The following is a 25,272-nucleotide window of genomic DNA, read 5'->3' on the forward strand; positions in this document are numbered from 1 at the left end:
CTAGGGCTTCAGCTTCTCCAGGAACGTCCCCCAGACGGCCTTGGGCAGGCCGGCGTCAACGGCGCCGCCGGCCTCGTCCCCGCCGACGAACACCGACACCGACAGCTCCGGGGTGTACCCGAGCATCCACGCGTGCCGAGCCGGTCCGTCCGACGGCCACGCGCCGGGCCGGCACGCCAGGTACGGGTTGTTGTCACCACACACCGGGTCGTCCCTCAGCACCTTGGTGACCTGCTGCGCGATGTCCTTGCTGCGCACCGGATCCCGGTCGAACGCGGGCTGCGGCGTCCCCAACGCCTGGTAGAGCGTCGAACCGTGCGCGTCGGTGACGTGCGTGACGAAGTGGGCGTCCCGGTGCACACCGTCCGCCGCGAACGTCGCATAGCCCGACGCCAGGTCGAGTGGCCGCAACACGCCACCGGGGCCGTCGAGCAGTTTCGTCCGGTTGCCCGCGACGTCCGCGAACTCCGGCACCCCTGCCCGGCGCGCGACACCGATCGCCCGCTCCACATCACCCTCACCGAGCGGTTTGCCCTCCTGCACCGCCGCAACAGCGGTGAACGGGAAGAACACCGAACCGGGCTCCTTCACGACACCGCCCGCGAAATCCACCGACGGATCGTTGCCCGGCGCGTAGGCCCGCACCGCACCGCTGGCCGGGTCGACGGCGGTCACCGACGTCCGCGCGGCCGACTTCTCGCGAATCGTCGCCGCCCCGGCGGACTGCGCCCTCGCGTCGATCGTCGTCACCACGACGGCACCGGTGTTGCGCAGCTGGTCCAGCGACAGCGACGCCCGCGTGCCGAGCTCCCGGACGATCTGCCTGACCAGCGGTGTCTCCGCGTCGCCCGACCGCCACAGCTCCGAGGCGTCCGCGTACTGAAGCACCACATAACGCTCCGGTGGCTCCTCGAACCGTTGCCACACCACCGCGGCAACGGCGCCGACGAGCACCAGCACTCCCAAGACGGGCAGGAATCGCTTCATCTCATCCCCCAGAAACCCGATGCCGGCCTCACCCCGCCAGCGACGACAGGAACTCCTGCCAGACCACCCTGGCCAGGTCGGCGTCGGCCACGGCGTCTGCCTTGTCCACGAACACCGTGACCGCGAGCTTTGGTGTGTAGCCGGCCGTCCACTGGTGCGCACCGGGCACGCAGGCGACCCCGTTGCAGCCGGGCCGTTCCTTGAGCTGCGCGGTGACCCGGTCCGCCACCTGGCGATCGAACGGGACGTGGCCGATGCCCACCTTCCGGTACAGCTCCGCGCCGTCCCCGCCGCTGACCGAGGTGACGAAACGCGGCTCCTGCCGGACGCCTCCCGCGGCGAAGGTCCCGTACGCCGATGCCAGGTCCAGCGGGCTCATCCGCGCTCGCACCAGGTTCGGCGCACCCACGTCGGTGAACGGGCGGACGATCTCCGGCGGCAGTTCCTTCGCCTCGTCTCCCGCCAGATCGGCGCCCCGGCTGAGTCCCAGGTACACCCGCACATCACCCGAGGCCGGATCGATCGCGGCCACCGCCGCGCCCAGCTCCGGTCGCCGAGGTGCGACCAGCCGCCCGACGACAGCGGCAGCGACCGTCTGCGCCTTCGCGTCGATCGTCGTTCGAACCACGCTGCGGCTGCTCCGGAGCTGGTCGAACGACAGCCCCTGGTCCTTGAGCTCTGCGAGCACCCGGCTCACGAGGTACGACTTCCTCGGGCCGTCGGAACTGCTCCACATCCTGGAGCCGTCCGCGTACTGCAGGACGAAGTCCTCCGGCAGGAGGATTTCCTGCGGTGCCGGCGCAGGCCCCGGAGGTTCAGGCCGCAGCCACACCACCGCACCGACCAGCGCCGCGACGAGGGCGAGCGCGCCGAATCTCGGCAGAAGACGTTTCACGGATCCCCCAGATCACGAAACTCCCAGGGGATCGAATCTAGCGGCGACGTCCAGACTTCAGCGGCGCGACGTCAGCACCGTCGTGCGAGGTGCGGCACTCGTCCGGCGTCACGGCCTCGACTGCCAGCGTCAACTCGCCCTTCACACCCGTGTAGATCGACTCACCGCGGGACGCCAGCGAGGCGTGCACGCGGTTCGAGTCGGTGAAGTCGCGCTCGTCCTTCACGCGCTTCTTCCCGGTCTCCTCGGGCCGCGTCGCGCTGCGGAGGTTGACCTCCAGCCACGCCGCGACCTCGGCCGGCGACGTGAGCACCTCCTCAGGCGTGCGTTCGAGCCGGACCTGCCGAGGAGAAGCGTGGTCGAGGGACGTGTGCTCCACATAGGCGTGCCAGTGGGTGTTGCGCATTGACCAGGTCTGTTCGACCGGCCAGTCCTCCTCGGTGGTCATGGCTCATATCTTCCACCCTTAACACGAGGAAACGTGAGGAGGTCGCGAACGTTGATCTCGCGATCCACCCGCACGGCCGATGCGAGCCGCCGATCGTGCGTGACCAGCAACAACGTGCCCTCGTAGTTTTCGAGCGCTTGTTCCAGTTGTTCGATCGCCGGCAAATCCAAATGATTCGTCGGTTCGTCGAGAACCAAACAAGTGGTGCCACGAGCTTGCAACAAGGCCAGGCCTGCCCGGGTTCGTTCGCCCGGCGACAGCTCGCGCGCCGGCCGCAGGACCGTGTCCGCGCCCAACCGGAACTTCGCGAGCAACGTGCGCACCTCGACGTCCTGCAGGCCCGTCGCGCCGGCCACGATCCGCAACGCCGAAGCGTCCGAGGCGAACTCGGCGCGCAGCTGATCGACCTCGCCGACCACCACGCCCGGCCCGATCGAGCGGTCGCCGGAGACCAGCGGGATGCGGCCGAGCAGCGCGCCGAGCAACGTCGACTTGCCGGAGCCGTTCGGCCCGGTGATCCGCCACCGCTCGCCCGCGCCGATCGTGAGGTCGACCGGCCCGAGCGTCACGTCCCCGCGGCTGACCACGGCCTGGCGCAACGTGAACGCCACCGAGCTGCCGCGCCCGGCCGACGGCAGGGTGAGCCGCAGTTCCCACGCCTCGCGCGGTTCCTCGACCTCCTCCAGTCGCTCCAGCTGACGGTCCACAACGGACGCTTTCGCGGTCAGGCTCTCCGCTCCCCGCTTGTGGGCCGCCCGGATGTTCTTGTCCGGCTCGTCGTTGCGCGCCTTGGCACTCGTCGCCCGGCGCACGCCCTTGCGCGACCACTCCTTGACCTGCCGGCTGCGCTGCACCAACGAGTCGCGCTTGCCCGCGTAGGCCTCGTACTCCTCCTGGGCCCGCCGGCCGGCGTTCGCCTTCTCCTCGACGTAGGCGTCCCAGCCGCCACCGAACACGGTGAGCCGGTGCGTGAACTCGTCGAGTTCGGCGATCGCGGTCGTGGTGCGCGCCAGGAACTCCCGGTCGTGGCTCACCAGCACGATCGCGCCCGGATACCCGCTGACGTGGGATTCCAGGAGATCGAGCCCGGTGGCGTCGAGGTCGTTCGTCGGCTCGTCGAGCAACAGCACGTCCGCGCGCGTCAGCAACACCGCCGCGAGCCGCAGCCGCGCCTGCTGCCCACCGGACAGCTCGTCCGGCGCACGACCGTCGAGCAGATCCGCCTTCAGGCCGAGGCGTTCGCAGACCGCGTCCGCGCGTTCGCCGAAGTCACCGGCACCGATCGCGGTCCAGTGGTCGAGCGCGTCCGGGTAGTCGTCGCCACCACCCTCGCCGAGCGCTTCGGCCGCACGTTGCAGCCACGCTTCCGCTTCGGCGACGCCGGTGCGGCGGGCGAGGTGGTCGCGCAGCGACTCTCCAGTTACGTGGAGGGTCTCCTGCGTCAGGTGCGCGACGGTCCCGGTGCTTGAGACAGATCCGGTCTCCGGACGCAGCTCGCCGGAGAGCAGGCGGAGCAAAGTCGACTTGCCGACACCGTTGGGCGCGCTCAGACCGACGCGGTCACCAGGCGAAACATCGAAATCAACCTCCGAGATCACGGTCCTCGGACCGAACGACAGCGAAATATTCCTGGCTGTCAGCACGGACACGCTTCGACGGTACGTGCCCCCGCAACTGGTTAACTCGACCTTGTTGCTAGTAAGTTGCAACTACCAAGAGATTGCAAATGGGGAGTTGTCATGGCCCAGTACGTGCTGCCGGATCTCGACTACGACTACGGCGACCTGGAGCCGGCGATCATCGGCGAGATCAACGAGCTGCACCACGGCAAGCACCACGCCGCCTACGTGAAGGGCGCGAACGACACGCTCGAGCAGATCGAGGAAGCCCGCGACAAGGAGTCCTTCGGCTCCATCGTCGGCCTCGAGACCACGCTGGCGTTCCACCTGGCCGGCCACGCGCTGCACCAGGTGTGGTGGAAGAACCTCTCGCCCAACGGCGGCGACAAGCCGGTCGGCGAGCTCGCCGCGGCGATCGACGAGCACTTCGGTTCGTTCGACAAGTTCCGCGGTCAGCTCAACGCGGCCGCGTCCTCGATCCAGGGTTCCGGCTGGGGCATCCTCGCGTGGGAGCCGATCGGCCAGAAGCTGGTCACGCTGCAGCTCAAGGACCACCACTCGAACCTGTCGATCGCGACCACGCCGCTGCTCGCGTTCGACATCTGGGAGCACGCGTACTACCTGCAGTACCGCAACCTGAAGGCCGACTACATCAGCGCGCTGTGGAACGTCGTCAACTGGGAGGACGTGTCGGCCCGCTTCGAGGCCGCCCGCGCGGGCCAGAACGGCCTGCAGCTCTGACTTCGGCGGTGGGTGCTCCGACAAAGCTTCCCGCCCGCTGAACACGACGAGGCCCCCGCTCTGCCCAGAGCGGGGGCCTCGTCCGTTCCCGAACTGACTGCCGCTCCCACCACGAAGCGACGAGACTTAGGTTAGCCTAACTTCGCTTCCTTGGGAAGCCCTCCTGATCAGACCCCTCGCGACCAGTTCGACGACGGCCGCCACGGCGGCCACCTCCACCGCGAGAAGCGCGAGCAGGACCACGAGTTGTAGTGCGCCGGCCTGCCAAACGGGAGCCCCTCCCAGCAGCATGCCGACAAAAGCACCCGGAAGGGTGACAAGACCGACCGTCCTGGTCTGGTCGAGCGCCGGCAGCAGAGCCTCGGCCGACGGCTGGCGAATGAGGAACCGTGCCGCCTGCGACTCCAGGAAGCCCAACGCCAGCGCGGCCTCGTACTCGCCGTGCCGGTCCCTGAGCGTGTCGAGGGCACGCCTGGTCGAGAGGGTGGTCGCGGTCATCGCGCCGCCGATCAGGATGCCGCCGACCGGGATCAGCGCGATTCCCTTGATCGGGAGCAGGCCGATGGCGATCAGCAGGCCGAGGGAGGGCACCGATCCGATGAGGATCGCCACCGCCACCCACGTGCCTTTCCAGCCGGTCTGCGCGCGGCGGGCCGAGGTCGCGGTGGCCACGATCGCCATCAGCGCCAGGAACAGGCCGGTGAGGCCGAGGTGCTGCAGGACGAACGTGATGACGGCGCTGACCGCGGCGAGTTGCACGACGGCCCTGGCTGCGGCCCCGAGGAACGGCATCGGCTTGGTGAGGCCGGCGAACCACGCGATGGCACCGGCGGTCGCGGTGAAGACGACGCAGACGATCAGCAGCCGGACCCAGTCGGTGACGTCGATCATCAGGCGCGGCTAGGCCTCGTCAAGGCCCTGCTGAGCCCCACGTGACCCTCGCCTCGCGGCCCGGCGTTGCCAGTAGAACACTCCGTAGCCGATGATCCCGAGCAGACCGCCGGACAGCGTCGTCCACAGCAGCGTGCTGTTCGAGCGGTCGACGACGAGAACGACCAGAAATCCGAGGAACCACAGCGCGGTTCCACCCAGCACCACCGGCACGGGGTCGGCCAGCCGATGTGGCAGCGGCGGTGGGTGTGGGGCGGAGTCGCGTTCGGACACATCGTTAGGAGACCAGATGCTGGACGGGTTCTTCAAGATTTCCGAGCGCGGGTCGACCGTGGCGCGGGAAGTGCGCGGCGGTGTCGTGACGTTCTTCACGATGGCGTACATCGTCGTGCTGAACCCGCTGATCATCGGCAGCTTCGCGCCGACGGGGCCCGGAGCGCACCCGGACGTGCTGGGCAACATCCTGCCCGTCGGTCAGGTCGCGGCGGTGACGGCGCTGGTCGCCGGTGTGATGACCATCCTCTTCGGACTGATCGCGAACTACCCGTTCGCGCTGGCCACCGGGCTCGGCATCAACTCGTTCGTGGCCGTCAGCGTGGCCGCGAAGGTCAGCTGGCCAGAGGCGATGGGCCTCATCCTGGTCAACGGCCTCGTCGTGCTCCTGCTGGTGGTCACGGGCGTGCGGACCGCGGTGTTCAACGCGGTGCCGAACGAGCTCAAGGCCGCCATCGCGGTCGGCATCGGTCTGTTCATCACGTTCATCGGCCTGGTCGACGCCGGGTTCGTGCGCCGGCTCCCGGACGCCGCCAACACCACGGTTCCGGTCGGCCTGGGCATCAACGGGTCGATCGCGAGCTGGCCGACGCTGGTGTTCGTGGTCGGACTCGTGGTCACCGGTGTGCTGTTCGCCCGCAGGATCAAGGGCGCGATCCTCATCGGCATCGTGAGCACCGCGATCTTCGCGATCATCCTCGAGGCGATCGTCAAGGCCGGTCCGTCGGCGGGCACCAACGCCAAGGGCTGGAACCTCGGCTACCCCGCGCTGCCCGACCACGTCTTCGGCGTGCCGGACCTCAGCCTGCTCGGTGACGTGTCGTTCGGCGCCTGGACGCGGCTCCCGGCGCTGGCCGCGGCCCTCATCGTCTTCACGCTGGTGCTCACCGACTTCTTCGACACGGTCGGCACGATGACCGGTCTCGGCAAGGAAGCAGACCTGATCGACAAGGACGGCCAGCTGCCGAACGTCGGCAAGGCGCTGTTCGTCGACGGCCTCGGCGCGGTGGCCGGCGGTGCCGCGTCCAGCTCGTCGAACACCGTCTACATCGAATCGGCGTCCGGCATCGCGGAGGGCGCGCGCACGGGCCTCGCGAACGTCGTCACCGGCGTTCTCTTCCTGCTGGCGATGTTCTTCACGCCGCTCTACCAGGTCGTGCCGATCGAAGCGGCCGCGCCCGCACTGGTGATCGTCGGCGCGCTGATGATGATGCAGGTCCGCGAGATCGACTTCAGCGACTTCACCATCGCCCTGCCCGCGTTCCTGACGATCGTGGTCATGCCGTTCACCTACTCGATCGCGAACGGCATCGGCGCGGGCTTCGTGAGCTACGTGCTGCTCAAGGCGCTGACCGGCCGAGCCCGCGGCATCCACCCGTTGATGTGGATCGTGGCGGCCGCTTTCATCGTCTACTTCGCACTGGGCCCGATCCAGGCCCTGCTCAACTGACCTTTCGGCAGGAAACTATTTCGTGAGGTATGCTAACTACGTGGCGACCGATCAGCACGGACTGGCGAGCAGGCTGAGGCTTGCCGTCGTGCGCCTCAACCGCCGCCTGCGGGCCCAGCGCACCAACTCGTCGGTGTCGCTGACGCAGGTGTCCGCGCTGTCCACGCTGCACAAGTGCGGACCGCTGACGCCAGGCGAGCTCGCGGCCAAGGAAGGCGTGCAACCGCCGTCGATGACGCGCGTGATCGCCGCCCTGGAGGAGTTCGGCTTCGCAACGCGCAGCCCGCACCCCACCGACGGCCGTCAAGCCATCGTCGAGCTGACCGGCGAAGGCTTGTCGTACTTGGAAGACGAGATCACAGCCCGCGAAGCGTGGCTGGACAAGAGGCTCGCGGAGCTGGAACCCGGCGAACGGGAACTGCTCTCGCAAGCCGCCGAGATCATCGACAGGATGGCGGGGCAGTAAGGACGTGTCGGGTTACGCGGGTGGTGGAGCAGACAGTTCGCCACCTCGTCGTACCGGAATGTTCGGTTCCTTAGGCATATACAACTATCGCCTCTACGCCTCCGGCCAGATCATCTCGCTGGTCGGCGTCTGGATGCAGCGGGTGGCCCAGGACTGGCTGGTCCTGGAACTCACCAACGGCTCCCCCATCGCCCTGGGCTTCGCCGCGTCCCTGCAGTTCCTCCCAGTCCTGCTCCTCTCCATGTGGGGCGGCGTCCTCGCCGACCGCATGGACAAGCGCAAGTTGTTGCTGTGGCTGGAATCCGCCCTGGGCGTCTGCGCACTGGCCCTCGGCCTGCTGGACGTGACCGGCGTAGCCGAACTCTGGCACGTCTACGTGCTCTGCTTCCTGCTCGGCTGCTTCTCCGCCGTGGAAACCCCGGTGCGCCAATCGTTCGTGGTCGAAATGGTGGGCCGCGACCAGCTCACCAACGCCGTGGCGATCAACTCGATGATGTTCAACCTGGCCCGCATCATCGGCCCGGCCATCGCGGGCGTGACGATCGTGGCCATCGGCACCGGCTGGGTCTTCATCGCCAACGCCATCAGCTTCGTCGGCGTCGTGGGCGGCGTCTGGCTCATGCGCACGTCCCAACTACAACGCTCCGACCCGGTACCGCGCGAAAAAGGCCAACTGCTCTCCGGCCTCCGCTACGTCAAACACCGCCCAGACCTGCTGACCGTGATGCTGCTGGTCTTCTTCATCGCCACCTTCGGCATGAACTTCTACATGACCCTGGCAATCATGGCCCGCAACGTCTTCGGCGGCGACGCCGACGCCTACGGCCTGCTCTCCACCCTGATCGCCGTGGGCACCCTGGCAGGCGCAACCTGGGCCGCCAGACGCAAAACCCCCAGGCTGAGCGTCTTCATCGGCGCGGGCGTGCTGTTCGGCGCGCTGGAAATCGTGTCCGGCCTGATGCCGACGATGATCCTCACCGGCCTGATGATGATCCCGGTCGGCATCGCGATGATGACCTTCAACACCACCGCGAACGCCACCATCCAACTGGCCGTGGAACCAGAGATGCGCGGCCGCGTGATGGGCATCTACATGCTGGTCTTCCTGGGCGGCAACCCGGTGGGAGGCCCACTGATGGGCTGGCTGGGAGAGATCAACGGCCGCGCACCGATCATCATCGGCGGCGCCGTCTCGATGATCGTGACGATCACCGCCTGGATCATCCTGGTGAGGCGCGGCGACATAGCGAAACCCCGCCTGCGCAGACAGAAGCAACAACAACAACAACAAGAAGAAGTCAGCCCAGCAGAACTGCAGCCGTCGGACCGCTAGATCACGCCGATGGCGAAGCCGAGACGACCCGACGGCGCAGCCGCCCAACGCAACAGGCGTGCCATCAACCCGCTGGAGGCGTGGTACCCCTGATCAGATTGGCGGGGTCTGGGGCAGAGCCCCGGGTGGAAGCACGCAACCGCATGGTCGCCGCCCGCACGGTGACCACCCGCAAGGTCGCGCCGAGACTCGGAACGCGACCCACGCACGCTGACGCAGGCGTCCCCCGCTCTCGGAACCCCTACATCACAAGAGATCTACCGACCTGGCGACCTACTCCAACCGTGAGTCACGAAGCAGAAATCAGCCAAGTCACAACACCTCAGCGTGGCGCGAGCGGGCAGGACAGCTACGGCACGCTGCTGAGGCACGTCGGGCTGCCAGCCTCTTGAGTTCGCACAGTGCTGTCCAGAGTCAACGTTCCTCCACAGTGCAACTCGGTACCTCCAAGATGCCTTCATCCGAGAGGGTGGCCCTGGGCAGGCGACTGAACCAGCAGCCCGGGACTGGTCGACCCGCGATCAGAGGACATGAACAACCGCGAGGCTCGGATCGCGGTCAGGCGCGGTGATCGAGTTGCCGATCCCAGCTTTCTCAGGCGGTCGGGGTTCATCAACCTGATCAGGTGGTTCCGAGCCATGTGCTGGCCGAACGCCTCTGTTCTCGAACACCGACGGCCGCGCCCTCGCCCCGAGTCGTTGAAGGGATGGTTGCGCGTCAGCGGTAGTTAGATCAGGCGGCTGGTGTACCCGGCCTCAACAAGCCGCTGGAACGCATCAACCACGTTGTCGGGCACGTCCTGCTCGATGGCGAATCCTCGCCGGGCGTACTCGGTGATGCGCTGGGTGTCGCCGACCAACATGTTGATCACGCGGTCGACGTCGCCGATCCCGGCGATGTACTCGTCGAGTGGTAACGGTTGGGATGAGCACATGACGTTGATCTCAGGCCATACCTTGCGGCAGGTCGCATAGGCTCGTCGCTGCTGGTAGGGCCGGGAGATCAGCATGATCGACTCGGGTCGGACTCCTGCCTCGGCAAGGATCTGGCGACTGTTGGTGAGGTTCTGGCCGGTGTTGGTGGCCTGGGTCTCGATGCTGATCACCTCGGCGGGCACGCCGAGAGTGATAGCGTGTTCGCGGTAGTGCACGGCCTCACCGCGGGGGAATCGTTCGATTGTGGTGGGCGCATTGGCGCCGGTGAACACAATGCGCGGGAACATGCCCTGGTGATAAAGCTCGGCGGTGTAAGTGGCAACACCGAGGTCGTGGCTACCCAGGCCGATGCCAACGTCGCAACGGCGAGGTTCGTGACCCATGTCGTGGTAGGCCCACAAGGTCTCGACATCCGCACGCAGGCCTCGGGGAAGCATGGTGGTCGCCATGCCCAGGCACCTTACGGCTGACGAGGGTCGGTGCCGTGAACACCCATCCGATGAGCCAGCTCGACGGCGCGGGTGGCAGGACGAGGCAGTCTGATCATCTCGCGGACGAGGATGCGGGACAGTCGGTGGTACCGGACTTGTTCAGGTGCGTCCTGCTCAGCGGTAAGAAGCACAGCGAGTGCCTCGTCAACGCGGTTCCACCGGACGTAGGCGCGAGCGGTCTCGATGGCGTGGCGGACGCGCCGTTCGGTCGGAAGACTGCGGGTATCGACGCGGGGGCCGAGGTCGACGGCGACTTGGACGTCCCCGAGTTCCATCGCGGCGGTGACCCGGTGGATCTTGACGTTGGTGGGGCCGAAAGCGGTCCACAGGTAGTTCGCATCGTGGCCGAGTCGGCTTGCGGCCTGATCTGCCTCGGTGAGGAACGCCGTGGTGTCGACGCGGTCGTCGCGGCGGGATGAGGCGACCGCGCCGACCAGGTGCAGCATTCCGTAGACCGAGAGGTACTCCGGGGTCGCAAGGCCCAGGCCTGGTTCGAGGTGGTCTGCGGCGGCTCGGGTCAGTGCGATGGCCTGCTCGAACTCGCCGATAGCCAACAGCGCGTGTGCCACCGACCGGTACAGCGAACCGATCATCAGAATGTCGCCGCTGGTGTTGGCGGCGGCAAGGCCACGGCTCGCAGAGATCGCCGCGAGATCGGCTTCGCCGAGCTTGGTCAGCAACGCGGTGGCCAACTGGTGGGCAGCAGCCGCGAGTGCGTGCGCGCGGAGCCCGTCGTCGCTGGTGGTGCCGTAGTGCTGACAGGCAGCCTGGGCATCGGTGATCAGGAGCGGCAGGCGCTGGGTGAGTCGGGCGTAGCGAGAGTTCTGGTAGTCGCTCCACTACTCATCGATGTTGATGGCCAGAGTGTCAAGCCGGATCGGGTCTCCTGGCCGCAGGCCGGTCAGGAACTGGCGGTGGTCCATGAGCGCCACCCTGAGTGCGGGGACAGTCCGCCGACCGGGCTCGTCTGCCCAGGCCATCAGTACTGGTTCGCCGATCAGGTCGCCGAGGGCGACGTCGAGCGCGTAGGCAAGGCGGCGCAGCACCGAGAGTCGGTCCAGTGGGAGCACGTCGTGCTCAACCTTTCGCAGCCAGTCCTCGGTGCGACCTACGAGCCCGGCCAGGACGACCTGGGTCAGACCCCGCCGCTGCCGGTAGAACGCGACGCGTTCTCCGATCGTCATGCCGTCGGTCATTCCTCGCATGGCGCCCACCCTCGCATCCGCGCAGGTGAGGACCCCAGAGAAATCCTCCCGGTTCACGCCGCTGGGCGTACCTACCGTCTGCGATGACGCCGTGTGACACCTCGGTCGCACGGGCAATGTCTGAGTTCGTCCACAAGGGAGCGGCCATGAGCGAGAGGCCTCAACCTGGCCAGTTGACACACCGGGGCGCTTCAGTCTCCGTCTCGTTCGCGCGGTCGGGAGGAGTCTGATGTTCGCAGGGATTGTGCTCGCACTATCGGGAGTAGCGCTCGGGCTCCTCGCGGTCTATGCGTACCGCTTGTTTCACGCGAGGGCTTGTGGGTGCGTGAGTTGCCTCGCGTTCGTCGAGCGCTGCTCACTCGGCCCGGAGCGGAAGCTGTGAGCGCGGACGTGGTCACCGATGAACTCACGATCTTGCTCCGCATGATGGCTGAGCGGCGCTGGACGTTCGCGTACTACCCGGACCGCGAGAACATCGAACGGCTCGCTGCGGTTTTTGAGTATCGCGCTCGGGGAGTCGCCGATGTCGCCATCATGACGCGGCCTGGATATGCGTACGGCTATCGCGGGATTCTCACCGCATCTTCCGACCCGTTCGCACCCAACTTCGTGTCCTGGACCTATTCCGACCAGCCCGTACACGTCTTCCGAGCTTCCCTCGCGTTGCCTGCTCCCGGGCTGCAGGGGGCAACTGCTAGGACATCGATCAGTGCCGACCCACCTGACCGAAGCCGCCGAACCCTTCGTCCGGAATCGCGGCATCCGGCCACCACAAAGCACAGAGAGACCCCAGCTATGAGCAGCGGAGCCCCCGAAGGCTCCTACTCGGCGGCACCAATCATCTGCGCGCAATCGCGGTTGTCACACAGGAAACGACGACAGGACGCACAATGACGACAACTCTTGAGCCTGAGGTCAAGGCCGCTCAGGCAACTGTCTCTACGGAGTTCCGCATGACGTGGCGGAATCAGATCATGGAGGACAGCGGACTCCCGCTGATGGAGGCGGACAGGATCATCAGCGACACGTTGAGTTTCCTCACCGTATGCGCGCTGAACCCGTGCAACCGCTACCGGCCGAGCAAAAAGGTCGACATCGGCTGGCATCAGTTCATCCTGAACACAAGGGACTACGCCGAGTTCTGCGAGCGCGTCGCGGGCCGGTTCCTTCACCACGTCCCGGAGAAGTTCGCCGCGCCGAGCGGGGAAGGTACCGCCGTAGTCGACACGTTGAGGCCTACGGTGGGCGCGATCGAAGCAGCGGGGCTGCCGATCCACAAAGAGCTGTGGTTCGCAGAAGCGGGCAAGTGCACTCAATGCCACGCCGGCTGTACCAGCTGCGGGCAGGAAGACCAACCGTAACACCGCCTGAACAGGAGACTGACGATTAACCGCCTTGACTGGACCGTGCTACCTCCGGCCCTCGTGAACGCAGTCGAGAAGGAGGTCGGAGGTGTGATCGACACGGAGGACGCGCCAGCGGGCCGGAACTCCGAGATCGCCGTCTCGCTCATGGCTGCGGATGGCAGGTTCTTCTGCAAGGGCGTCAAGGCGGACGATCCTCAGTCCTTCATGCACCGCAACGAAGCAACCGTGAATCCGTTCCTGCCCGAGGGGCTGGCACCACGGTTGCTGTGGCAGATCGAAGAGGAAGGTTGGCTGCTGCTCGGGTTCGAGCACGTGTCCGGGCAGCACGCCGACTTTTCCCCTGGATCGCCGCATTTGCCGATGCTGGCCGACGCTGTGCGAACGATCAGCACGACCAACGCACCCCCTACTTCCTCTGCGAAGCGCGAGATGGGGAAGCAATGGGCTACCGCTCTCGACCGCGAGTTGAGCATGGAGCTACCCGAAGACGCCCACGCCTGGTCTCGGGAGAACGCAGCCACAATCAGGGAGTGGGCCTGCCGCGCACCCGCCTACATGGACGGCACGGCCCTGATCCACTCCGACCTGAACCCGTTCAACTTCCTCATCTCGGACCGCGCTCGTGTCGTGGATTGGGCATGGTGGAGGTCTGGCGCTCCGTGGGTTGACGGCGCTCAAGTCGCTGTTCGTCTCATCGCCGCAGGACACTCGCCCTCAGACGCTGAAGCATGGGCCGGGCAACTCGACGGATTCAGGGCAGCGGATCCGGACGGGATCACTGCGTATACCGCCTCCCTCGTGCGTCTCTGGGAGCGGAAGTTCGCCGGGACGGACGCCACCGAAGGCGCGCGCTGCTGGCTTGAACACAGGCTCGACAACCACTGACGGCTGGTAGCAGCGACGCCAGGAACACTTCTCTGCAAGAGCGTGCGCGCGTAGAACCACACAGCGACACTGTGTTCGGCGTTCGCGAGGTGCTACCCGCTACCGCGCAGCTCACAGGCGACCCGAGAGTGCTACCGAGGATCGGATGTGACGCTACCGCGTAGCAGCACATCCGACCGTCAGTAGCAGCAACCAGGCGAGTGTTCCCAGCTCACCGGTAGGTCACCAAATTGGTAGAACCCAACGTACTCAGACACCCTGACAAGAAATCAGCCCAACAACGTGGCAGCAGTCGGATCCCCGATCAGCGCAGCAAACGTGTGCCGGTCCCCCCACCGCCCAGCCACCCAAGCCAACGCCCGAGCCAACCCCTCAGGCGTGTCCGCAGCATGCGGCACCCCGTCAGCCATCCACCACTCAACCCGCTGCCCATCAACGAACAACGAGTCGTGCACCACCACAACCCCGTCAGGCAACGCGACCTCGAGCAACTCACAAGCCATCCGAACCGCCCCGAGGTCGCGCCACTCCACAACCTCACCAACGTGATCGGGAGACCCCTCGAACTCCTCCGAAGCAAGCGCCAGATCCAACAGATCCGCCAGCTCCTCGGACCCGTCCGCGAGCAGGACCCGGTCAGTCGGCACGACCCCGAGCAACCACGGGTGATCCAGCACCACGACGTCGTCAGCCGCGACCACGGCACCGCTCAACGCCCGAACCCGAGCCGGCGGCGCGAAATTGCTGTCCGGCAAAGCCGCATGTGCCCGCAGCACAACCGCGTCCGCGATGGCGCGATCCGGATCGCCCAACCGCTCCAACACGAACTCGGCGTCGTCCTCGTCCAGGATCTCCAGCCGCGACCGCACTCCGGCAGCCCGCAGCACGTGTTCAGGCAACTCCAGGTCCGGGACGGTGTCGAACAGCCCGTCCAACAGCGAAGCCTCAGCCAGCCGGTACTCCCGCGGCGCCTTCCCGGCCAGCAACGCGTGCCGGGCGATCCACCACCCCGTGTACCCGTCGGGCTCGGAAACCGCCCGCCACGTAACCGGATCCGAGGCCAGCAGCCGCAACGCAGCAGGCCAGTCGGCCACCAGGTCCAGGTCCCGGACGGCGACCACCCGAGCAGGCTCGTCCGGCACCGATGACCACCACGCGGACTCGTCCGGCAGATCGTGATCCGGACCAGCGGGCTCGTCGTCGACGACCACCGAGAAGCCGTCGATCACCCCGACCGCGACCAGCGCGGCACGCGGGTAGGACTCGGCGATCTCCTTGGACAGCAACGGAAACGCGTCCGCCTCGACCACGCCGACCAACGGCGAGTCGGGCAGCAGCAGCTCGTCGGCGCGGTGCCACTCGCCGGAACCGTCCGGCAGCGCCAGCGCTCCCAGCCACGGTTCCTCGCCGGCCCGCAATGCGGCCCGATCCACCAGCCGCAGCACCGTCTCGACCAGATCGAACCCGTCGAGCCCGGCCTCGGCGTCCTCCAGCGACCGCGCCACGTTCTCGCGCAACGACGGATCCGCCAGCAGCTCCGACGCTCCGGCCTCGACCGCGCCAAGACGCACCAGCAACGGATGCACGGCGTCCGGGTGCACAACCCGAAGTCCCGGCAACGGCTCGTCGGCGATCAAGGTCGTGCGCGGGCCGGTGACGGTCCGGCCGTCGGCCAGCGGCACCGGCAGTGACTGCAGGGCCTCGCGAACGTCCGGATCCACCTCGGCCAACGGCTCGAAGGCGGCGTACACGTCACGCCACCAGCCCGGATCGCCGGAGACGCCGGCCAGCGCCGCGACGACCTCGGCGGTGGAGACCCGCGGCACCTCCAACGCGGCCAACGCCTTGGCGTGCACCGGCGCGGACAGTTCCGCGTCCAGCAGACCGGGCAGCGCGTCCTCGACCAGTTCGACGAGCTCCTCGGAGCCGACGTCCAGCACACGCGCCCGGGCGGGCGCGATCCACTCCCCCGAAGCCAGCGGAAGCCAAGAAGCAGCGCGCAACGAGCGCAGCACCGCGGACCGCAGTCGATCATCCACTTCGGACAGAGGGAAGCCGGGCAGCGGCACCAGGGCGGTTCGCTCGACGGCGGGGACCCGTGCGATCAGGGCCGGGTACAGCTCGGCGGCGGCGTCCAGCACCGACCACGCGGCCGCGCCGGGCAGGATGCGGCGGCGCGACGGCTCGACCGGCAGGGTGGCGATCAGGCGGGCCGGCAACGACACGCGTTCATCGGTCGGCGTGGGTGCGTGCAGCACGTCCTCGCCCAGCGGGGCGTCCAGCGGGTACGCCCACGAGACCGTCCACTGAGGACGGTGCTCGACGCCCTGCACCAGTTCGGTGGGCAGCTCGCCGACGGCGCGCTCGACCAGCCAGCGCGACTGCCCGACGGTGACGACGCCGTCCGCGGTGACGAAGCGTTCCCACGACTGCGCACCGACCTCGATGCGACGCAGGCCGGGCAACGCCAGCAGCAGGTCCGGCACCTCGGCGGCGAGGTCGTCCAGCGAGACCGAGACCTTCAGCGGCAGCCGGACCTCGGTCGTGAAGCCCTCGGGGGCCACTTCGTCGCAAGGCCACACCAGGCGCAGCACCGGCACGTCGCCACCGCGCTCGGACGCCAGCTCCGGCACCTCGGCACGGGTCCGGGCAGCGGAGAACTCCACGCCACCCGAGACGGAGACCACGCGCGGCGCGTCCGACACGGCCAGGACGGCCGCGAACCCGACACCGAACTGGCCGACGCCGGACTCCTTGGCCGAGGCGCGCAGCGAAGCCAGTGCGGCCACGCCCGCGGACGTCAGAGCGGCACCGGTGTTGGCGGCACGGAGTTCGCCGTCGACCAAGGTGATCCGCAGCACACCCGGCTCGGCACCGGCCGCGTCGGCGGCGTTCTGGGCGAGCTCGACGAGCAGCCGGTCCCGGTAGCCGCCGAGACGGAGGTCTTCCTCGGCGTTCGCGTCTTCACGGAAGCGGGTGGGCGAACCACGCCACGCGGCGAGGACCGAGGTGCGCAGGGCCTCGGTGCCGAACGGGTCGGTCACTCCGAGACGTCCAGAACGTCCAGCTGCGCGTCGTCGTAGACCAGGTCGGCGACCGGCACCATCGGGCTGATGTCGACCTCGGCCTGCGAGTGGGCGCCGCAGCCGTACTCGACGTGCACGACGTGGCCGTCCGCGGGCGCGATCTCGTTCGCGCACACGCCGAACGCCGCACCGAACGCACCGGCGACGCGGGTGTAGAAGCCGCACGTGCCGCAGTGCGCGGGGGCGCTGCGGGCCATGTCGGACTTGGGGCCGAAGTCGGAGGCCGCCCAGCGGTCGGCGGCGTCGAGGCGGCCCTCGCGGGACAGCACGCGCTGGCGGCCCAGGCCGATCTCCAGCGCGACCTCCTCGACCGCGGGGTCGTCGGACTGCACGTAGGCCTCGATCAGGCGCGGGTCGTCCTCGCGGGGCGGCATCAGGTCGCCCACACCGAGGTCGCCGGCGCGGACCCGCTCGCTCCACGGCACCCACTCGGGGGCCACCAGTGCGTCCTGACCCGGCAGCAGCACGACCTCGCTGACCGACACCGGGGTGCCCTCGCCCGCGAAGGCGACGGTCACGGCCCAGTTCCAGCCGCGGTAGCCCGCGTGCTCGGCCTCGAACAGGTGCGTCACCGAGAACTCGTCCTCGCCGTGCACCCCGACGTGAGCGCCGACGCGCTCCACACCTGCCTCTTCCTCAGCGGCGGCGCGGGCGAGATCAACGGCGTCGAGGAGCATCTCAGTCGCGGTCACGTGGTGAATTGTGCCGCAGGTCTTCGCCGGGACGAAAACTCGTGCCACCCTCCGTTGGGTGCGCTCACCCGTCTGGCTGGTCCTCGTCGCGGTCCTGGCTGCCTGCTCGTCGCCGCAAGAGACAAAACCGCAGGTAGAAGTCCTGCAAAAGATCCCGCACGACACCTCGGCGTTCACCCAGGGATTGGAACTGGTCGACGGCGTCCTCTACGAGGGCACCGGTCTGGAGGGCCAGTCGACGATGCGGGCGCTCGATCCGTCGAGCGGGAACGTCCAGAAGAAGGTCGACCTCCCGCAGGACTTCTTCGGCGAGGGCATCACCGTCGTCGGCGACACCATCTGGCAGATCACCTGGCGCAACGGCGTGGCCATCGAACGCGACCGCAAGACGCTGAACGAGCTCCGCCGCGTCGAGTACCAGGGCGAGGGCTGGGGCATCTGCGACGACGGGCAGCGCCTGGTCATGAGCGACGGCAGCGCGAAGCTGACCTTCCGCGACCCGAAGTCGTTCAAGGAAACCGGGAACGTGCAGGTCACCAAGGACGGCAAGGCGCTGGAGCAGCTCAACGAACTGGAGTGCGTCGGTGGCAAGGTCTGGGCGAACGTGTGGAAGACCGACGAGATCGTCCGCATCGACCCCGCCAACGGACAGGTGACCGACACCTACGACCTGTCGGCGCTCAAACCTCCGGGTGATGTCGACGTCCTCAACGGCATCGCGCACGTCCCCGGCACCAACGAGTTCCTGGTCACAGGCAAGAACTGGCCCACCATCTTCCGGGTGAGGTTCAACGGGATGGGGCAGGATTGAGGGTGTGACGGGCGACCGCGGGTGGAGTGACGAACCGACTCCGAAGCGCTACCCGTGGCAGGACGACGAGTACCAGCCGCGGCAGCGTCCTCGCGACGCGTCCGAGCACGGTTTCCAGGCCCCGCCCAGAGGTCCGGCACAGCGTCCGCAGAACACCCGGCCGCTGCCGAACCAGGATCAGCAGACCACCCCGACGCCCAAGCCGCCGAAGAAGCTCACGGTCACGCGCGTCGCCTGGTTCCGCGGCAAGCAGCTCTCGCAGCAGGCGGTCGCGGCGTTCCGGCGCGCGGCCCACGCGGACGGCGCCAAGAAGTCCGGCATGTCCTCGGTCACCTACGCGGTGATGATGAACTACGCGGCCGACGCGGCGATGGCCGTGGCGCTGGCGAACACGCTGTTCTTCAGCGCCGCGAGCGCCGAGTCCAAGACCAAGGTCGCGCTGTACCTGCTGATCACCGTCGCGCCGTTCGCGTTGATCGCGCCGGTGATCGGGCCGTTGCTGGACAAGATCCAACGCGGCCGGCGGCTCGCGCTGGCCGCCTCCTGCGTGCTGCGGATCGTGCTGTCGATCGTGATGGCGCTCAACTTCGACAACTGGCTGCTGTACCCGGCCGCGCTGGGCAGCATGGTGCTCAGCAAGTCGTTCACGGTGCTCAAGTCCGCGATCACCCCGCGCGTGCTGCCGCGCGAGATCACGCTGTCCAAGACGAACGCCCGCATGACGGTCTTCGGACTCGCGGCGGGTGCGGTGTTCGGCGCGTTCGCGGCGGGCTTCGCGCACCTGTTCGGCTCGCCCGGCGCGCTGTGGTTCACCGCGGTGTTGTGCCTGGTGAACGCGTGGCTGTGCATGAAGATCCCGGCGTGGGTCGAGGTGACCGAGGGCGAGGTCCCCGCGACGCTGACGTCCAAACCCGCCAAGCAACACATGTCCCGGCACATCGTGGTCGCGTTGTGGGGCAACGGTTCCATCCGCATGCTGACCGGGTTCCTCACGCTGTTCGCAGCGTTCGTGGTCCGGGCGCAGACCGAGGGCGACGCGTTTCAGCAACTGCTGCTGCTCGGTGTGATCGCGGGTGCCGCGGGTGTCGGCAGCTTCCTCGGCAACGCGATCGGCGCGCGCCAGCAGTTCGGCAAACCGGACGAGGTGGTCCTGGCCTGCGTCGGCACCGCGCTCGCCGCGACGATCGTGGCCGCCGTCCTGCCCGGTCTGGTGACCGCGGCGATCGTCGGCCTGCTGGGCGCGACGGCGTCGGCGCTGGCCAAGATCAGCCTGGACGCGGTGATCCAGGACGACCTGCCGGACGAGTCGCGCGCGTCCGCGTTCGGCCGCTCCGAGACGATCCTGCAGCTCGCGTGGGTCTTCGGCGGCGCGCTGGGCGTGCTGCTGCCCGCGACGTTCTGGGTCGGCTTCCTGGTGCTCTCGGTGTTGCTCGCGCTGGGCCTCACGCAGACGTGGATGTACCGCAACGGCACGTCGCTGCACCTGGTGTTGCACCGGCTCGTCCGCAGGCCGGCCGCGGCCACCCCGTAGGCTGCCTGACGTGCGTCGACTTGCTTCTGTAATGGCTGCCAGTGTTCTCGTGCTGTCCGGTTGCTCGCTGCAGCAGCACGACCCCGAGGTCACGTTCTACGCGAACGGCAAGACCATCCGCGTCGAGCCGACGATCTACTGCGACGTCACCGGCGAGAACTGCGCGGAGAAGAACGCTCCGGCCAGCCTGAAGGTGCCGGCGGGCAAGGTCGTGCAGATCTCCGTGGACGGGCAGCTCGCGGACGGCCTCTGGGAGGTCGTGTGCGTGTACGAGAACGCCGCGAAGGTCCAGGAGGGCTGCACCTCGCCGTTGCTCGGCAAGGGCGAGAACTACACCTACACGCTGGCCGTGCCGAACGACTCCGACCAGCTGCTGCGCATCGAGGTGCACGAGGCGGCGGGCGCAGTACTCGAGACCGGCCAGCCGCTGATGCGCGGTTCCTGGGTCGTCGACATCACGCACTAACGCCTGCCGAACGCTTCCCACCACTCGCTGGGGACGATTCGCAAGGCGCTTTCCATCAGGGCCTTGCCGGTGTCGGTGACCACCGACGCCCGCATGGTCTGGATGAAGCGTTCCATCTTCGTGATCCCCGCGGCCTGGTACTCGCGGGCCTGCAGCAACAACTCCAGCTTGTCGGCGTCCCGCGAGCAGCGCGCTTCCGGCGTGAAGTCGTCGCTCTTCGCCGACTCGTGCTCGGCGACCAACTGTTCGATGTGCGCGGCCAGCGGCGCGGGCAGGTGCCGGACCTGGTCGGCGGCAACGGCTTCCGGCGCCATCTTCACGTCGACGTAGAGCTTGCCGACGTACGGGATGTCGCCGATCCGCGTCTCGGGCACGTCGTGGAACAGCCCCAGCGTCGCCGCCCGGTCCGGGTTCGCGCCCTCCTGGACGGCGATCGCGTACGACAGAACGCCCACCCGGAACGAGTGGGCCGCCACCGACTCGGGGTGCTGCACCCCGGCGAACAGCCACCCCGCTCGGGGCAGGCGCTTGAGCTGGCCGACTTCGTAGAGGAACTCGACGATCCTGTCAGCATCAGACATGACGCTGATCTTTTTACGGATCGAGGTCCCGCGCCACCGCCCGGACGACCTCGGCGACGAGCTTCATGGTCTTCTTGTCGGAGGGGTAACGGCCGCGGCGCAGGTCAGGCTGGACCTTGTTCTCCAGCAGCTTGATCATGTCCTCGATCAGGCCGTGCATCTCCTCGGCGGGACGGCGGCGTGCCTCCGCGACGGACGGCGCCGGGTCGACCAGGCGCACGGACAGCGCCTGCGGCCCACGGCGGCCTTCCGCCATGCCGAACTCGATGCGCTGGCCGGCCTTGAGGCCGTCGACACCCGGAGGCAACGCCGCCTTGCGGACGTAGACGTCCTCGCCACCGTCCTGGGTGACGAAGCCGAAGCCCTTCTCCGTGTCGTACCACTTGACCTTGCCGGTCGGCACCGCGCTCACCATTCCCTTGCTTTTACACAACGAACGCGCCCCAGGCGTACCCGAGACGCGTCTCACCAGAGTAGCCAGAAGACCAGCTCGAAGGCACCTCCGTTAGCGCGACTAGGCTCTCGGGCATGACCGCTCCGAAGTTGATCCCACTGGCCATCGGCCTGTTCGCCGTCGGCGTACTGGCGATCATCGCGGTCTTCGTGCTCTTCGCCACGGGTCACAGCGACCTGCCGGTCTGGCTGAACGTCGCGGCGACCTACCTGCCCGCGATCGGCCTCGGGCTCGGAATCATCGCGGTGATCAGGAAAGCACGCCAGAAGAAGTCCTGAGCCACTCCGGGAACTCGCGCAGGTCCTCCAGCACGACCGCGGCACCCGCCTCGACCAGCTCGGCACGACCGCAGGGCCCGGTGACGACGCCGACGCCCAGTGCTCCGGCCGCCGCCGCCCCGCGCATGTCGCCGATGTGATCACCCACGTAGACCGACGCGCCGTGCAGCTTGAGCGACTCCGCCTTGCCGGTCGCCCACAGCTCGCCGTAGAGGTGGTCGACCTCCCAGCCGAGGGCTTCCAGGTGCAGCGCGGCGTTCTTGCGGTACTTGCCGGTCACGACCATGGTCCGGCCGCCGAGCGCGCGCACGCACTGCAGCGCCGCGGCGGCTCCCGGCAGCGCGACGGTCGCCGGGATCACGACGTCCGGGTACAGCGCGCGGAACAGCGTGACCAGCTCCGGGATCTCCTCCTCCGGCACGCCCATCTCGCGGTAGGTCATGTCGAGGGGCGGGCCGAGGTTCGCGGCGAAGTGCTCGCCGTCCAGGGCGTGCCCGCTGCGGGCGCCCACCTCGTTCAGCACCGCGGCCATGCCCGGTCTCGGGTCGATGAGGGTCATGTCCAGGTCGAAGCCCACGGTGAACGGCACAGAACCCAACTGTACGTCTTTACAAAGTCAATTAATGTGTAAAGCTGAGGGCGTGAGCGACATCACCGAGCTCTTACTGGATGCGGCCGCTGACCTGCTCGCGGCCCACGGTTTCCACGGGTTGCGCATGATCGAGGTCGCCACCCGCGCCGGGGTGAGCAGACAGACCGTCTACAACGAGTTCGGCAACAAGGAGGGGCTCGTCCAGGCCGTCGCGGCCCATCAGACGGAGGAGTACCTCACCGGGATCGTGACCCGACTCAAGGAAAACCCGGACCCGTGGGAGGCGATGCGGTCGGCGTTCCGCTACACCTTCGAGCGGACCGAGAAGGACCGGCTGGTGTCCGCCATCCTCACCGGCCAGGACGCCGAGGACCTGCTGCCGTTCCTCACGATTCGCGGCCATCCCGTGCTGTTCCACGCGACCGAGGTCGTTGAACGGCACCTCAGCGAGCACTTCCCCGGCAGGCGCGTGCGACTCACGGCGGAAACGACCGTGCGGCTCGCGTTGAGCCACCTGCTGATGCCCAGCGGTGACCTCGACAGCGCGATGGACGCCGTCGTGCGAGTGGCCAGGGCCACAATGGAAGCCTGACCTCCTTGTTGCAATAATCTTGCAACAAGGGGAGGTGTCCGGTGGTCGCTGTTTCGACGCGCTTGCGCGCGGGCGCGGCGTTGCTCGGTCCGGCGTTCGTCGCCGCGATCGCGTACGTCGACCCCGGCAACGTGGCCACCAACACCGCGGCGGGCGCTCATTACGGCTACCTGCTGGTGTGGGTGCTCGTGGTCGCGAACGTCATGGCGGGGCTCGTGCAGTACCTGTCGGCGAAGCTCGGGCTGGTCACCGGGAAGTCGTTGCCGGAGGCGGTGCGGGACCACCTGCCCCGGCCGGTGCGGCTCGCGTACTGGGGCCAGGCCGAGGTGGTCGCGATGGCGACCGAACTCGCCGAGGTGCTCGGCGGGGCCATCGCGCTGTCGTTGTTGTTCGACCTGCCGCTGCTGCTCGGTGGCGTGATCACCGGTGTCGTGTCGACGATTTTGCTGCTGGTGCAGGACAAACGCGGGCAGCAGCCGTTCGAGCGCGTGATCACGACGATGCTGGTCGTCATCGCGGTCGGGTTCATGGCGGGACTCTTCGTGTCACCGCCGTCGGTCTCCGGCGCTGTTTCCGGTCTGGTGCCGCGGTTCGACGGCGCGGACAGCGTGCTGCTCGCGGCGGGCATGCTCGGGGCGACCGTCATGCCGCACGCGGTCTACCTGCACTCGGCACTGGCGCGCGACCGGCACGGCAGGAACCCTTCAGTGCTCGGCGCGACGAAGATCGACGTCGTCGTGGCGATGGTGCTGGCCGGTGCGGTGAACATGGCGATGCTGCTGCTCGCGGCTTCGGCCTTGCAGGGTGTTTCCGGTGTGGACACTCTGGAAGGCGCGCACGCGGCTGTCGGTGCCACGTTGGGCGGCGGGATCGCGCTGTTGTTCGCTTTGGGTTTGCTGGCTTCGGGTTTCGCGTCGACCGCCGTTGGCTGCTACGCCGGCGCGGTGGTGATGGACGGCCTGCTGCGGGTGCGGATTCCATTGCTGGCACGCCGATTGGTGACGCTCGTGCCGGCGCTGGCGATCCTCGCGTTCGGCGTCGATCCGACGTTCGCGTTGGTGCTGTCACAGGTCGTGCTGTCGTTCGGGATCCCGTTCGCGTTGATCCCGTTGGTGTGGCTGACCGCGCGCCGGTCCGTGATGGGCTCGTTCACGAACCGGCGCTCGGTCACCGTTGCCGCCTGCGTTGTGGCGTTCGCGGTGGTCGCGCTGAACGTGGCGCTGATCTACTTGACGGTGTCCGCGTAGCTCACGCCCAGCTGGTTCAGCGCCTCTTCCAGCGTGCGCATGACTTCCAGCGTGTTCTGCCAGGTGATCGACGGGCTTTCGGTGAGCCCGGCGGCGATGCACTCCTCGACGGCGCGGATCTGGTGCGTGTAGCCCTCGTCCTCGATGGTGTGCTCGACGCCGTTGATCGTCGCCTTCGTCGCGTTGAACATCGGCTCGGCGAGGTCGATTCGGCCCGAGGTGCCGACGATGTCCGCGGTGCAGCCGATGTTCGCGACGAGCGAGCAGCTCAGCAACGCGTGGACGCCGCCGGGATACCCGAGCAGCAGGCCGGCGTCGGAGTCCACATCGGACGACGCCTTGCCGCCCCAGGCCCGGATCTCCTGGGGAACCCCGAGCAGCATGTGCGCGAGCGCGACCGGGTAGACGCCGAGGTCGAGCAACGCTCCGCCACCCGCCTCCTTGGCCCAGAGCCGGTGGTCGGGGTCGAACCCGAGCGCGAAGCCGAAGGTTGCTCGCAACGAGCGGACCTCGCCGATCTCACCGTTGCGGATGGCCTCGTGCACCTTGCGGATCAACGGGTTGAACCGCGTCCACATGGCTTCCATGAGGAAGAGGTTCTTCTCCTCGGCCTTCGCGATCATCTCCTCGGCCTGGGCGACCGTGAGCGCGAAGGCCTTCTCGCACAGCACGTGCTTGCCGGCGTCGAGCGCGGCGAGCGTGACCTCGTGGTGCTGACCGTGCGGGGTGGCGACGTAGACGACCTCGACCTCCGGATCAGCGAGCAGTTCGCGGTAGTCGCCGTACGCCCGCTCGATGCCGAACCGCTCGGCAAACGCTTGCGCTCTCGTGACGTCGCGGGAGGACACCGCGAGAACCGTGACGCCCTCGACTTTCAGCATGTCGGCGGTCACGGTCTGCGCGATTCCGCCGGTAGCGATCACACCCCACTTCATGAGGTGAGCTTAGATTGGAGG

27 protein-coding genes are annotated in these 25,272 nt (G+C 67.9%); 12 read left to right on the plus strand and 15 right to left on the minus strand.

All coding sequences use genetic code 11. The features are described from left to right. Genes G7043_RS10265 through G7043_RS10280 form a run of 4 tightly spaced genes read right to left on the minus strand, consistent with a single transcriptional unit; the run spans position 1 to position 3,979 of the window. Positions 1–987 carry a hypothetical protein gene (locus G7043_RS10265; RefSeq protein WP_166045337.1) on the minus strand — a complete coding sequence of 329 codons (987 nt, stop codon included), beginning with the start codon at positions 985–987 and terminating at the stop codon, positions 1–3. A 28-nt stretch (positions 988–1,015) separates the two neighbouring features. After that, complete coding sequence (locus G7043_RS10270; protein WP_166044998.1) at positions 1,016–1,882, minus strand: hypothetical protein; 867 nt, start codon at positions 1,880–1,882, stop codon at positions 1,016–1,018. Between the two features lie 37 nt (positions 1,883–1,919). Next, positions 1,920–2,330: a hypothetical protein gene (locus G7043_RS10275; RefSeq protein ID WP_045312902.1), complete on the minus strand. Its 411-nt coding sequence runs from the start codon at positions 2,328–2,330 to the stop codon at positions 1,920–1,922. Continuing rightward, on the minus strand, positions 2,327–3,979 hold the full coding sequence (locus tag G7043_RS10280; RefSeq protein WP_166045338.1) for an ABC-F family ATP-binding cassette domain-containing protein: 1,653 nt from the start codon (positions 3,977–3,979) through the stop codon (positions 2,327–2,329). The genes G7043_RS10275 and G7043_RS10280 overlap by 4 nt, the downstream gene beginning before the upstream one ends. Before the next feature lie 90 nt (positions 3,980–4,069). On the opposite strand from G7043_RS10280, the gene G7043_RS10285 reads away from it, so the two are divergent. Beyond that, a complete protein-coding gene (locus tag G7043_RS10285; RefSeq protein WP_166045339.1) occupies positions 4,070–4,690 on the plus strand; it encodes a superoxide dismutase in 621 nt (206 codons plus the stop codon). A gap of 126 nt (positions 4,691–4,816) precedes the next feature. On the opposite strand, the gene G7043_RS10290 is transcribed toward G7043_RS10285, so the two are convergent. Beyond that, complete coding sequence (locus tag G7043_RS10290) at positions 4,817–5,581, minus strand: ABC transporter permease (RefSeq protein ID WP_166045340.1); 765 nt, start codon at positions 5,579–5,581, stop codon at positions 4,817–4,819. Between the two features lie 9 nt (positions 5,582–5,590). After that, positions 5,591–5,854 carry a DUF2530 domain-containing protein gene (locus G7043_RS48215; RefSeq protein ID WP_313887786.1) on the minus strand — a complete coding sequence of 88 codons (264 nt, stop codon included), beginning with the start codon at positions 5,852–5,854 and terminating at the stop codon, positions 5,591–5,593. A 16-nt stretch (positions 5,855–5,870) separates the two neighbouring features. On the opposite strand from G7043_RS48215, the gene G7043_RS10300 reads away from it, so the two are divergent. From G7043_RS10300 to G7043_RS10310, 3 genes are read left to right on the plus strand one after another with little or no spacing between them, the layout of a single operon-like run. After that, positions 5,871–7,304 (plus strand): NCS2 family permease, encoded by a 1,434-nt coding sequence (locus G7043_RS10300; RefSeq protein ID WP_166045342.1) that lies wholly within the window; start codon positions 5,871–5,873, stop codon positions 7,302–7,304. Positions 7,305–7,344: 40 nt separating this feature from the next. After that, on the plus strand, positions 7,345–7,770 hold the full coding sequence (locus G7043_RS10305) for a MarR family winged helix-turn-helix transcriptional regulator (protein WP_166045343.1): 426 nt from the start codon (positions 7,345–7,347) through the stop codon (positions 7,768–7,770). A 58-nt stretch (positions 7,771–7,828) separates the two neighbouring features. Next, entirely contained in the window at positions 7,829–9,103 is a 1,275-nt protein-coding gene (locus G7043_RS10310) for an MFS transporter (RefSeq protein ID WP_166045344.1), read from the plus strand. Positions 9,104–9,830: 727 nt separating this feature from the next. Here G7043_RS10310 and G7043_RS10315 read toward each other — a convergent pair. The 3 genes from G7043_RS10315 to G7043_RS47555 all read right to left on the minus strand — a co-directional run bounded on the left by G7043_RS10315 (position 9,831) and on the right by G7043_RS47555 (position 11,734). Further along, complete coding sequence (locus G7043_RS10315) at positions 9,831–10,487, minus strand: YdcF family protein (protein WP_166045345.1); 657 nt, start codon at positions 10,485–10,487, stop codon at positions 9,831–9,833. Between the two features lie 11 nt (positions 10,488–10,498). Next, complete coding sequence (locus G7043_RS47550; protein ID WP_207310921.1) at positions 10,499–11,221, minus strand: hypothetical protein; 723 nt, start codon at positions 11,219–11,221, stop codon at positions 10,499–10,501. Positions 11,222–11,368: 147 nt separating this feature from the next. Beyond that, positions 11,369–11,734 carry a helix-turn-helix domain-containing protein gene (locus G7043_RS47555; RefSeq protein ID WP_207310922.1) on the minus strand — a complete coding sequence of 122 codons (366 nt, stop codon included), beginning with the start codon at positions 11,732–11,734 and terminating at the stop codon, positions 11,369–11,371. Positions 11,735–12,624: 890 nt separating this feature from the next. Here G7043_RS47555 and G7043_RS10325 point away from each other — a divergent pair. Beyond that, on the plus strand, positions 12,625–13,095 hold the full coding sequence (locus tag G7043_RS10325) for a glycine-rich domain-containing protein (RefSeq protein WP_166044999.1): 471 nt from the start codon (positions 12,625–12,627) through the stop codon (positions 13,093–13,095). Positions 13,096–13,188: 93 nt separating this feature from the next. After that, complete coding sequence (locus G7043_RS10330; protein ID WP_166045346.1) at positions 13,189–13,986, plus strand: phosphotransferase; 798 nt, start codon at positions 13,189–13,191, stop codon at positions 13,984–13,986. A 269-nt stretch (positions 13,987–14,255) separates the two neighbouring features. Here the strand turns inward: G7043_RS10330 and G7043_RS10335 are convergent, their stop codons facing one another. Further along, positions 14,256–17,030, minus strand: a complete 2,775-nt coding sequence (locus tag G7043_RS10335) for a sacsin N-terminal ATP-binding-like domain-containing protein (protein ID WP_166045347.1) — start codon at positions 17,028–17,030, stop codon at positions 14,256–14,258. Beyond that, complete coding sequence (locus G7043_RS10340) at positions 17,027–17,764, minus strand: DUF3027 domain-containing protein (RefSeq protein WP_313887787.1); 738 nt, start codon at positions 17,762–17,764, stop codon at positions 17,027–17,029. Before G7043_RS10340 ends, G7043_RS10335 begins: the two co-directional genes overlap by 4 nt. Before the next feature lie 58 nt (positions 17,765–17,822). On the opposite strand from G7043_RS10340, the gene G7043_RS10345 reads away from it, so the two are divergent. The 3 genes from G7043_RS10345 to G7043_RS10355 are packed head-to-tail and all read left to right on the plus strand — an operon-like array spanning position 17,823 to position 20,572. After that, positions 17,823–18,575, plus strand: a complete 753-nt coding sequence (locus G7043_RS10345) for a glutaminyl-peptide cyclotransferase (protein WP_166045348.1) — start codon at positions 17,823–17,825, stop codon at positions 18,573–18,575. 4 nt (positions 18,576–18,579) lie between these two features. After that, positions 18,580–20,106, plus strand: coding sequence for an MFS transporter (locus tag G7043_RS10350; protein WP_166045349.1), 1,527 nt, complete (start codon positions 18,580–18,582; stop codon positions 20,104–20,106). 31 nt (positions 20,107–20,137) lie between these two features. Beyond that, positions 20,138–20,572 (plus strand): DUF2771 family protein, encoded by a 435-nt coding sequence (locus G7043_RS10355; RefSeq protein ID WP_166045350.1) that lies wholly within the window; start codon positions 20,138–20,140, stop codon positions 20,570–20,572. On the opposite strand, the gene G7043_RS10360 is transcribed toward G7043_RS10355, so the two are convergent. Then, positions 20,569–21,153, minus strand: a complete 585-nt coding sequence (locus G7043_RS10360) for an HD domain-containing protein (protein ID WP_166045351.1) — start codon at positions 21,151–21,153, stop codon at positions 20,569–20,571. The genes G7043_RS10355 and G7043_RS10360 overlap by 4 nt on opposite strands. 13 nt (positions 21,154–21,166) lie before the next feature. Continuing rightward, entirely contained in the window at positions 21,167–21,556 is a 390-nt protein-coding gene (locus G7043_RS10365) for a cold-shock protein (RefSeq protein ID WP_166045352.1), read from the minus strand. A gap of 125 nt (positions 21,557–21,681) precedes the next feature. Between G7043_RS10365 and G7043_RS10370 the strand changes: the two genes are divergently transcribed. Next, positions 21,682–21,885 (plus strand): hypothetical protein, encoded by a 204-nt coding sequence (locus G7043_RS10370; protein ID WP_166045353.1) that lies wholly within the window; start codon positions 21,682–21,684, stop codon positions 21,883–21,885. Here the strand turns inward: G7043_RS10370 and G7043_RS10375 are convergent. After that, complete coding sequence (locus tag G7043_RS10375; RefSeq protein ID WP_166045354.1) at positions 21,857–22,474, minus strand: HAD family hydrolase; 618 nt, start codon at positions 22,472–22,474, stop codon at positions 21,857–21,859. The genes G7043_RS10370 and G7043_RS10375 overlap by 29 nt on opposite strands. Before the next feature lie 52 nt (positions 22,475–22,526). On the opposite strand from G7043_RS10375, the gene G7043_RS10380 reads away from it, so the two are divergent. Together G7043_RS10380 and G7043_RS10385 are read left to right on the plus strand one after the other, a co-directional pair. Next, complete coding sequence (locus G7043_RS10380; RefSeq protein ID WP_166045355.1) at positions 22,527–23,069, plus strand: TetR/AcrR family transcriptional regulator; 543 nt, start codon at positions 22,527–22,529, stop codon at positions 23,067–23,069. Positions 23,070–23,110: 41 nt separating this feature from the next. Next, positions 23,111–24,316 carry an Nramp family divalent metal transporter gene (locus G7043_RS10385; protein WP_166045356.1) on the plus strand — a complete coding sequence of 402 codons (1,206 nt, stop codon included), beginning with the start codon at positions 23,111–23,113 and terminating at the stop codon, positions 24,314–24,316. On the opposite strand, the gene G7043_RS10390 is transcribed toward G7043_RS10385, so the two are convergent. Beyond that, positions 24,295–25,251, minus strand: coding sequence for a Gfo/Idh/MocA family protein (locus G7043_RS10390; RefSeq protein ID WP_166045357.1), 957 nt, complete (start codon positions 25,249–25,251; stop codon positions 24,295–24,297). The two genes, G7043_RS10385 and G7043_RS10390, sit on opposite strands and share 22 nt — an antisense overlap. Between the last annotated feature and the right edge of the window lie 21 nt (positions 25,252–25,272).

It is taken from the genome of Lentzea alba, assembly GCF_011067745.1.
GTDB lineage: Bacteria > Actinomycetota > Actinomycetes > Mycobacteriales > Pseudonocardiaceae > Lentzea > Lentzea alba.

Coding starts and splice junctions, on each gene's coding strand:
- G7043_RS10265 (WP_166045337.1), bottom strand. CDS start 987: ATGAAGCGATTCCTGCCCGTCTTGGGAGTGCTGGTGCTCGTCGGCGCC.
- G7043_RS10275 (WP_045312902.1), bottom strand. CDS start 2,330: ATGACCACCGAGGAGGACTGGCCGGTCGAACAGACCTGGTCAATGCGC.
- G7043_RS10285 (WP_166045339.1), top strand. CDS start 4,070: ATGGCCCAGTACGTGCTGCCGGATCTCGACTACGACTACGGCGACCTG.
- G7043_RS10290 (WP_166045340.1), bottom strand. CDS start 5,581: ATGATCGACGTCACCGACTGGGTCCGGCTGCTGATCGTCTGCGTCGTC.
- G7043_RS10300 (WP_166045342.1), top strand. CDS start 5,871: ATGCTGGACGGGTTCTTCAAGATTTCCGAGCGCGGGTCGACCGTGGCG.
- G7043_RS10310 (WP_166045344.1), top strand. CDS start 7,829: ATGTTCGGTTCCTTAGGCATATACAACTATCGCCTCTACGCCTCCGGC.
- G7043_RS10315 (WP_166045345.1), bottom strand. CDS start 10,487: ATGGCGACCACCATGCTTCCCCGAGGCCTGCGTGCGGATGTCGAGACC.
- G7043_RS47555 (WP_207310922.1), bottom strand. CDS start 11,734: ATGCGAGGAATGACCGACGGCATGACGATCGGAGAACGCGTCGCGTTC.
- G7043_RS10325 (WP_166044999.1), top strand. CDS start 12,625: ATGACGACAACTCTTGAGCCTGAGGTCAAGGCCGCTCAGGCAACTGTC.
- G7043_RS10355 (WP_166045350.1), top strand. CDS start 20,138: ATGGCTGCCAGTGTTCTCGTGCTGTCCGGTTGCTCGCTGCAGCAGCAC.
- G7043_RS10360 (WP_166045351.1), bottom strand. CDS start 21,153: ATGTCTGATGCTGACAGGATCGTCGAGTTCCTCTACGAAGTCGGCCAG.
- G7043_RS10370 (WP_166045353.1), top strand. CDS start 21,682: ATGACCGCTCCGAAGTTGATCCCACTGGCCATCGGCCTGTTCGCCGTC.
- G7043_RS10390 (WP_166045357.1), bottom strand. CDS start 25,251: ATGAAGTGGGGTGTGATCGCTACCGGCGGAATCGCGCAGACCGTGACC.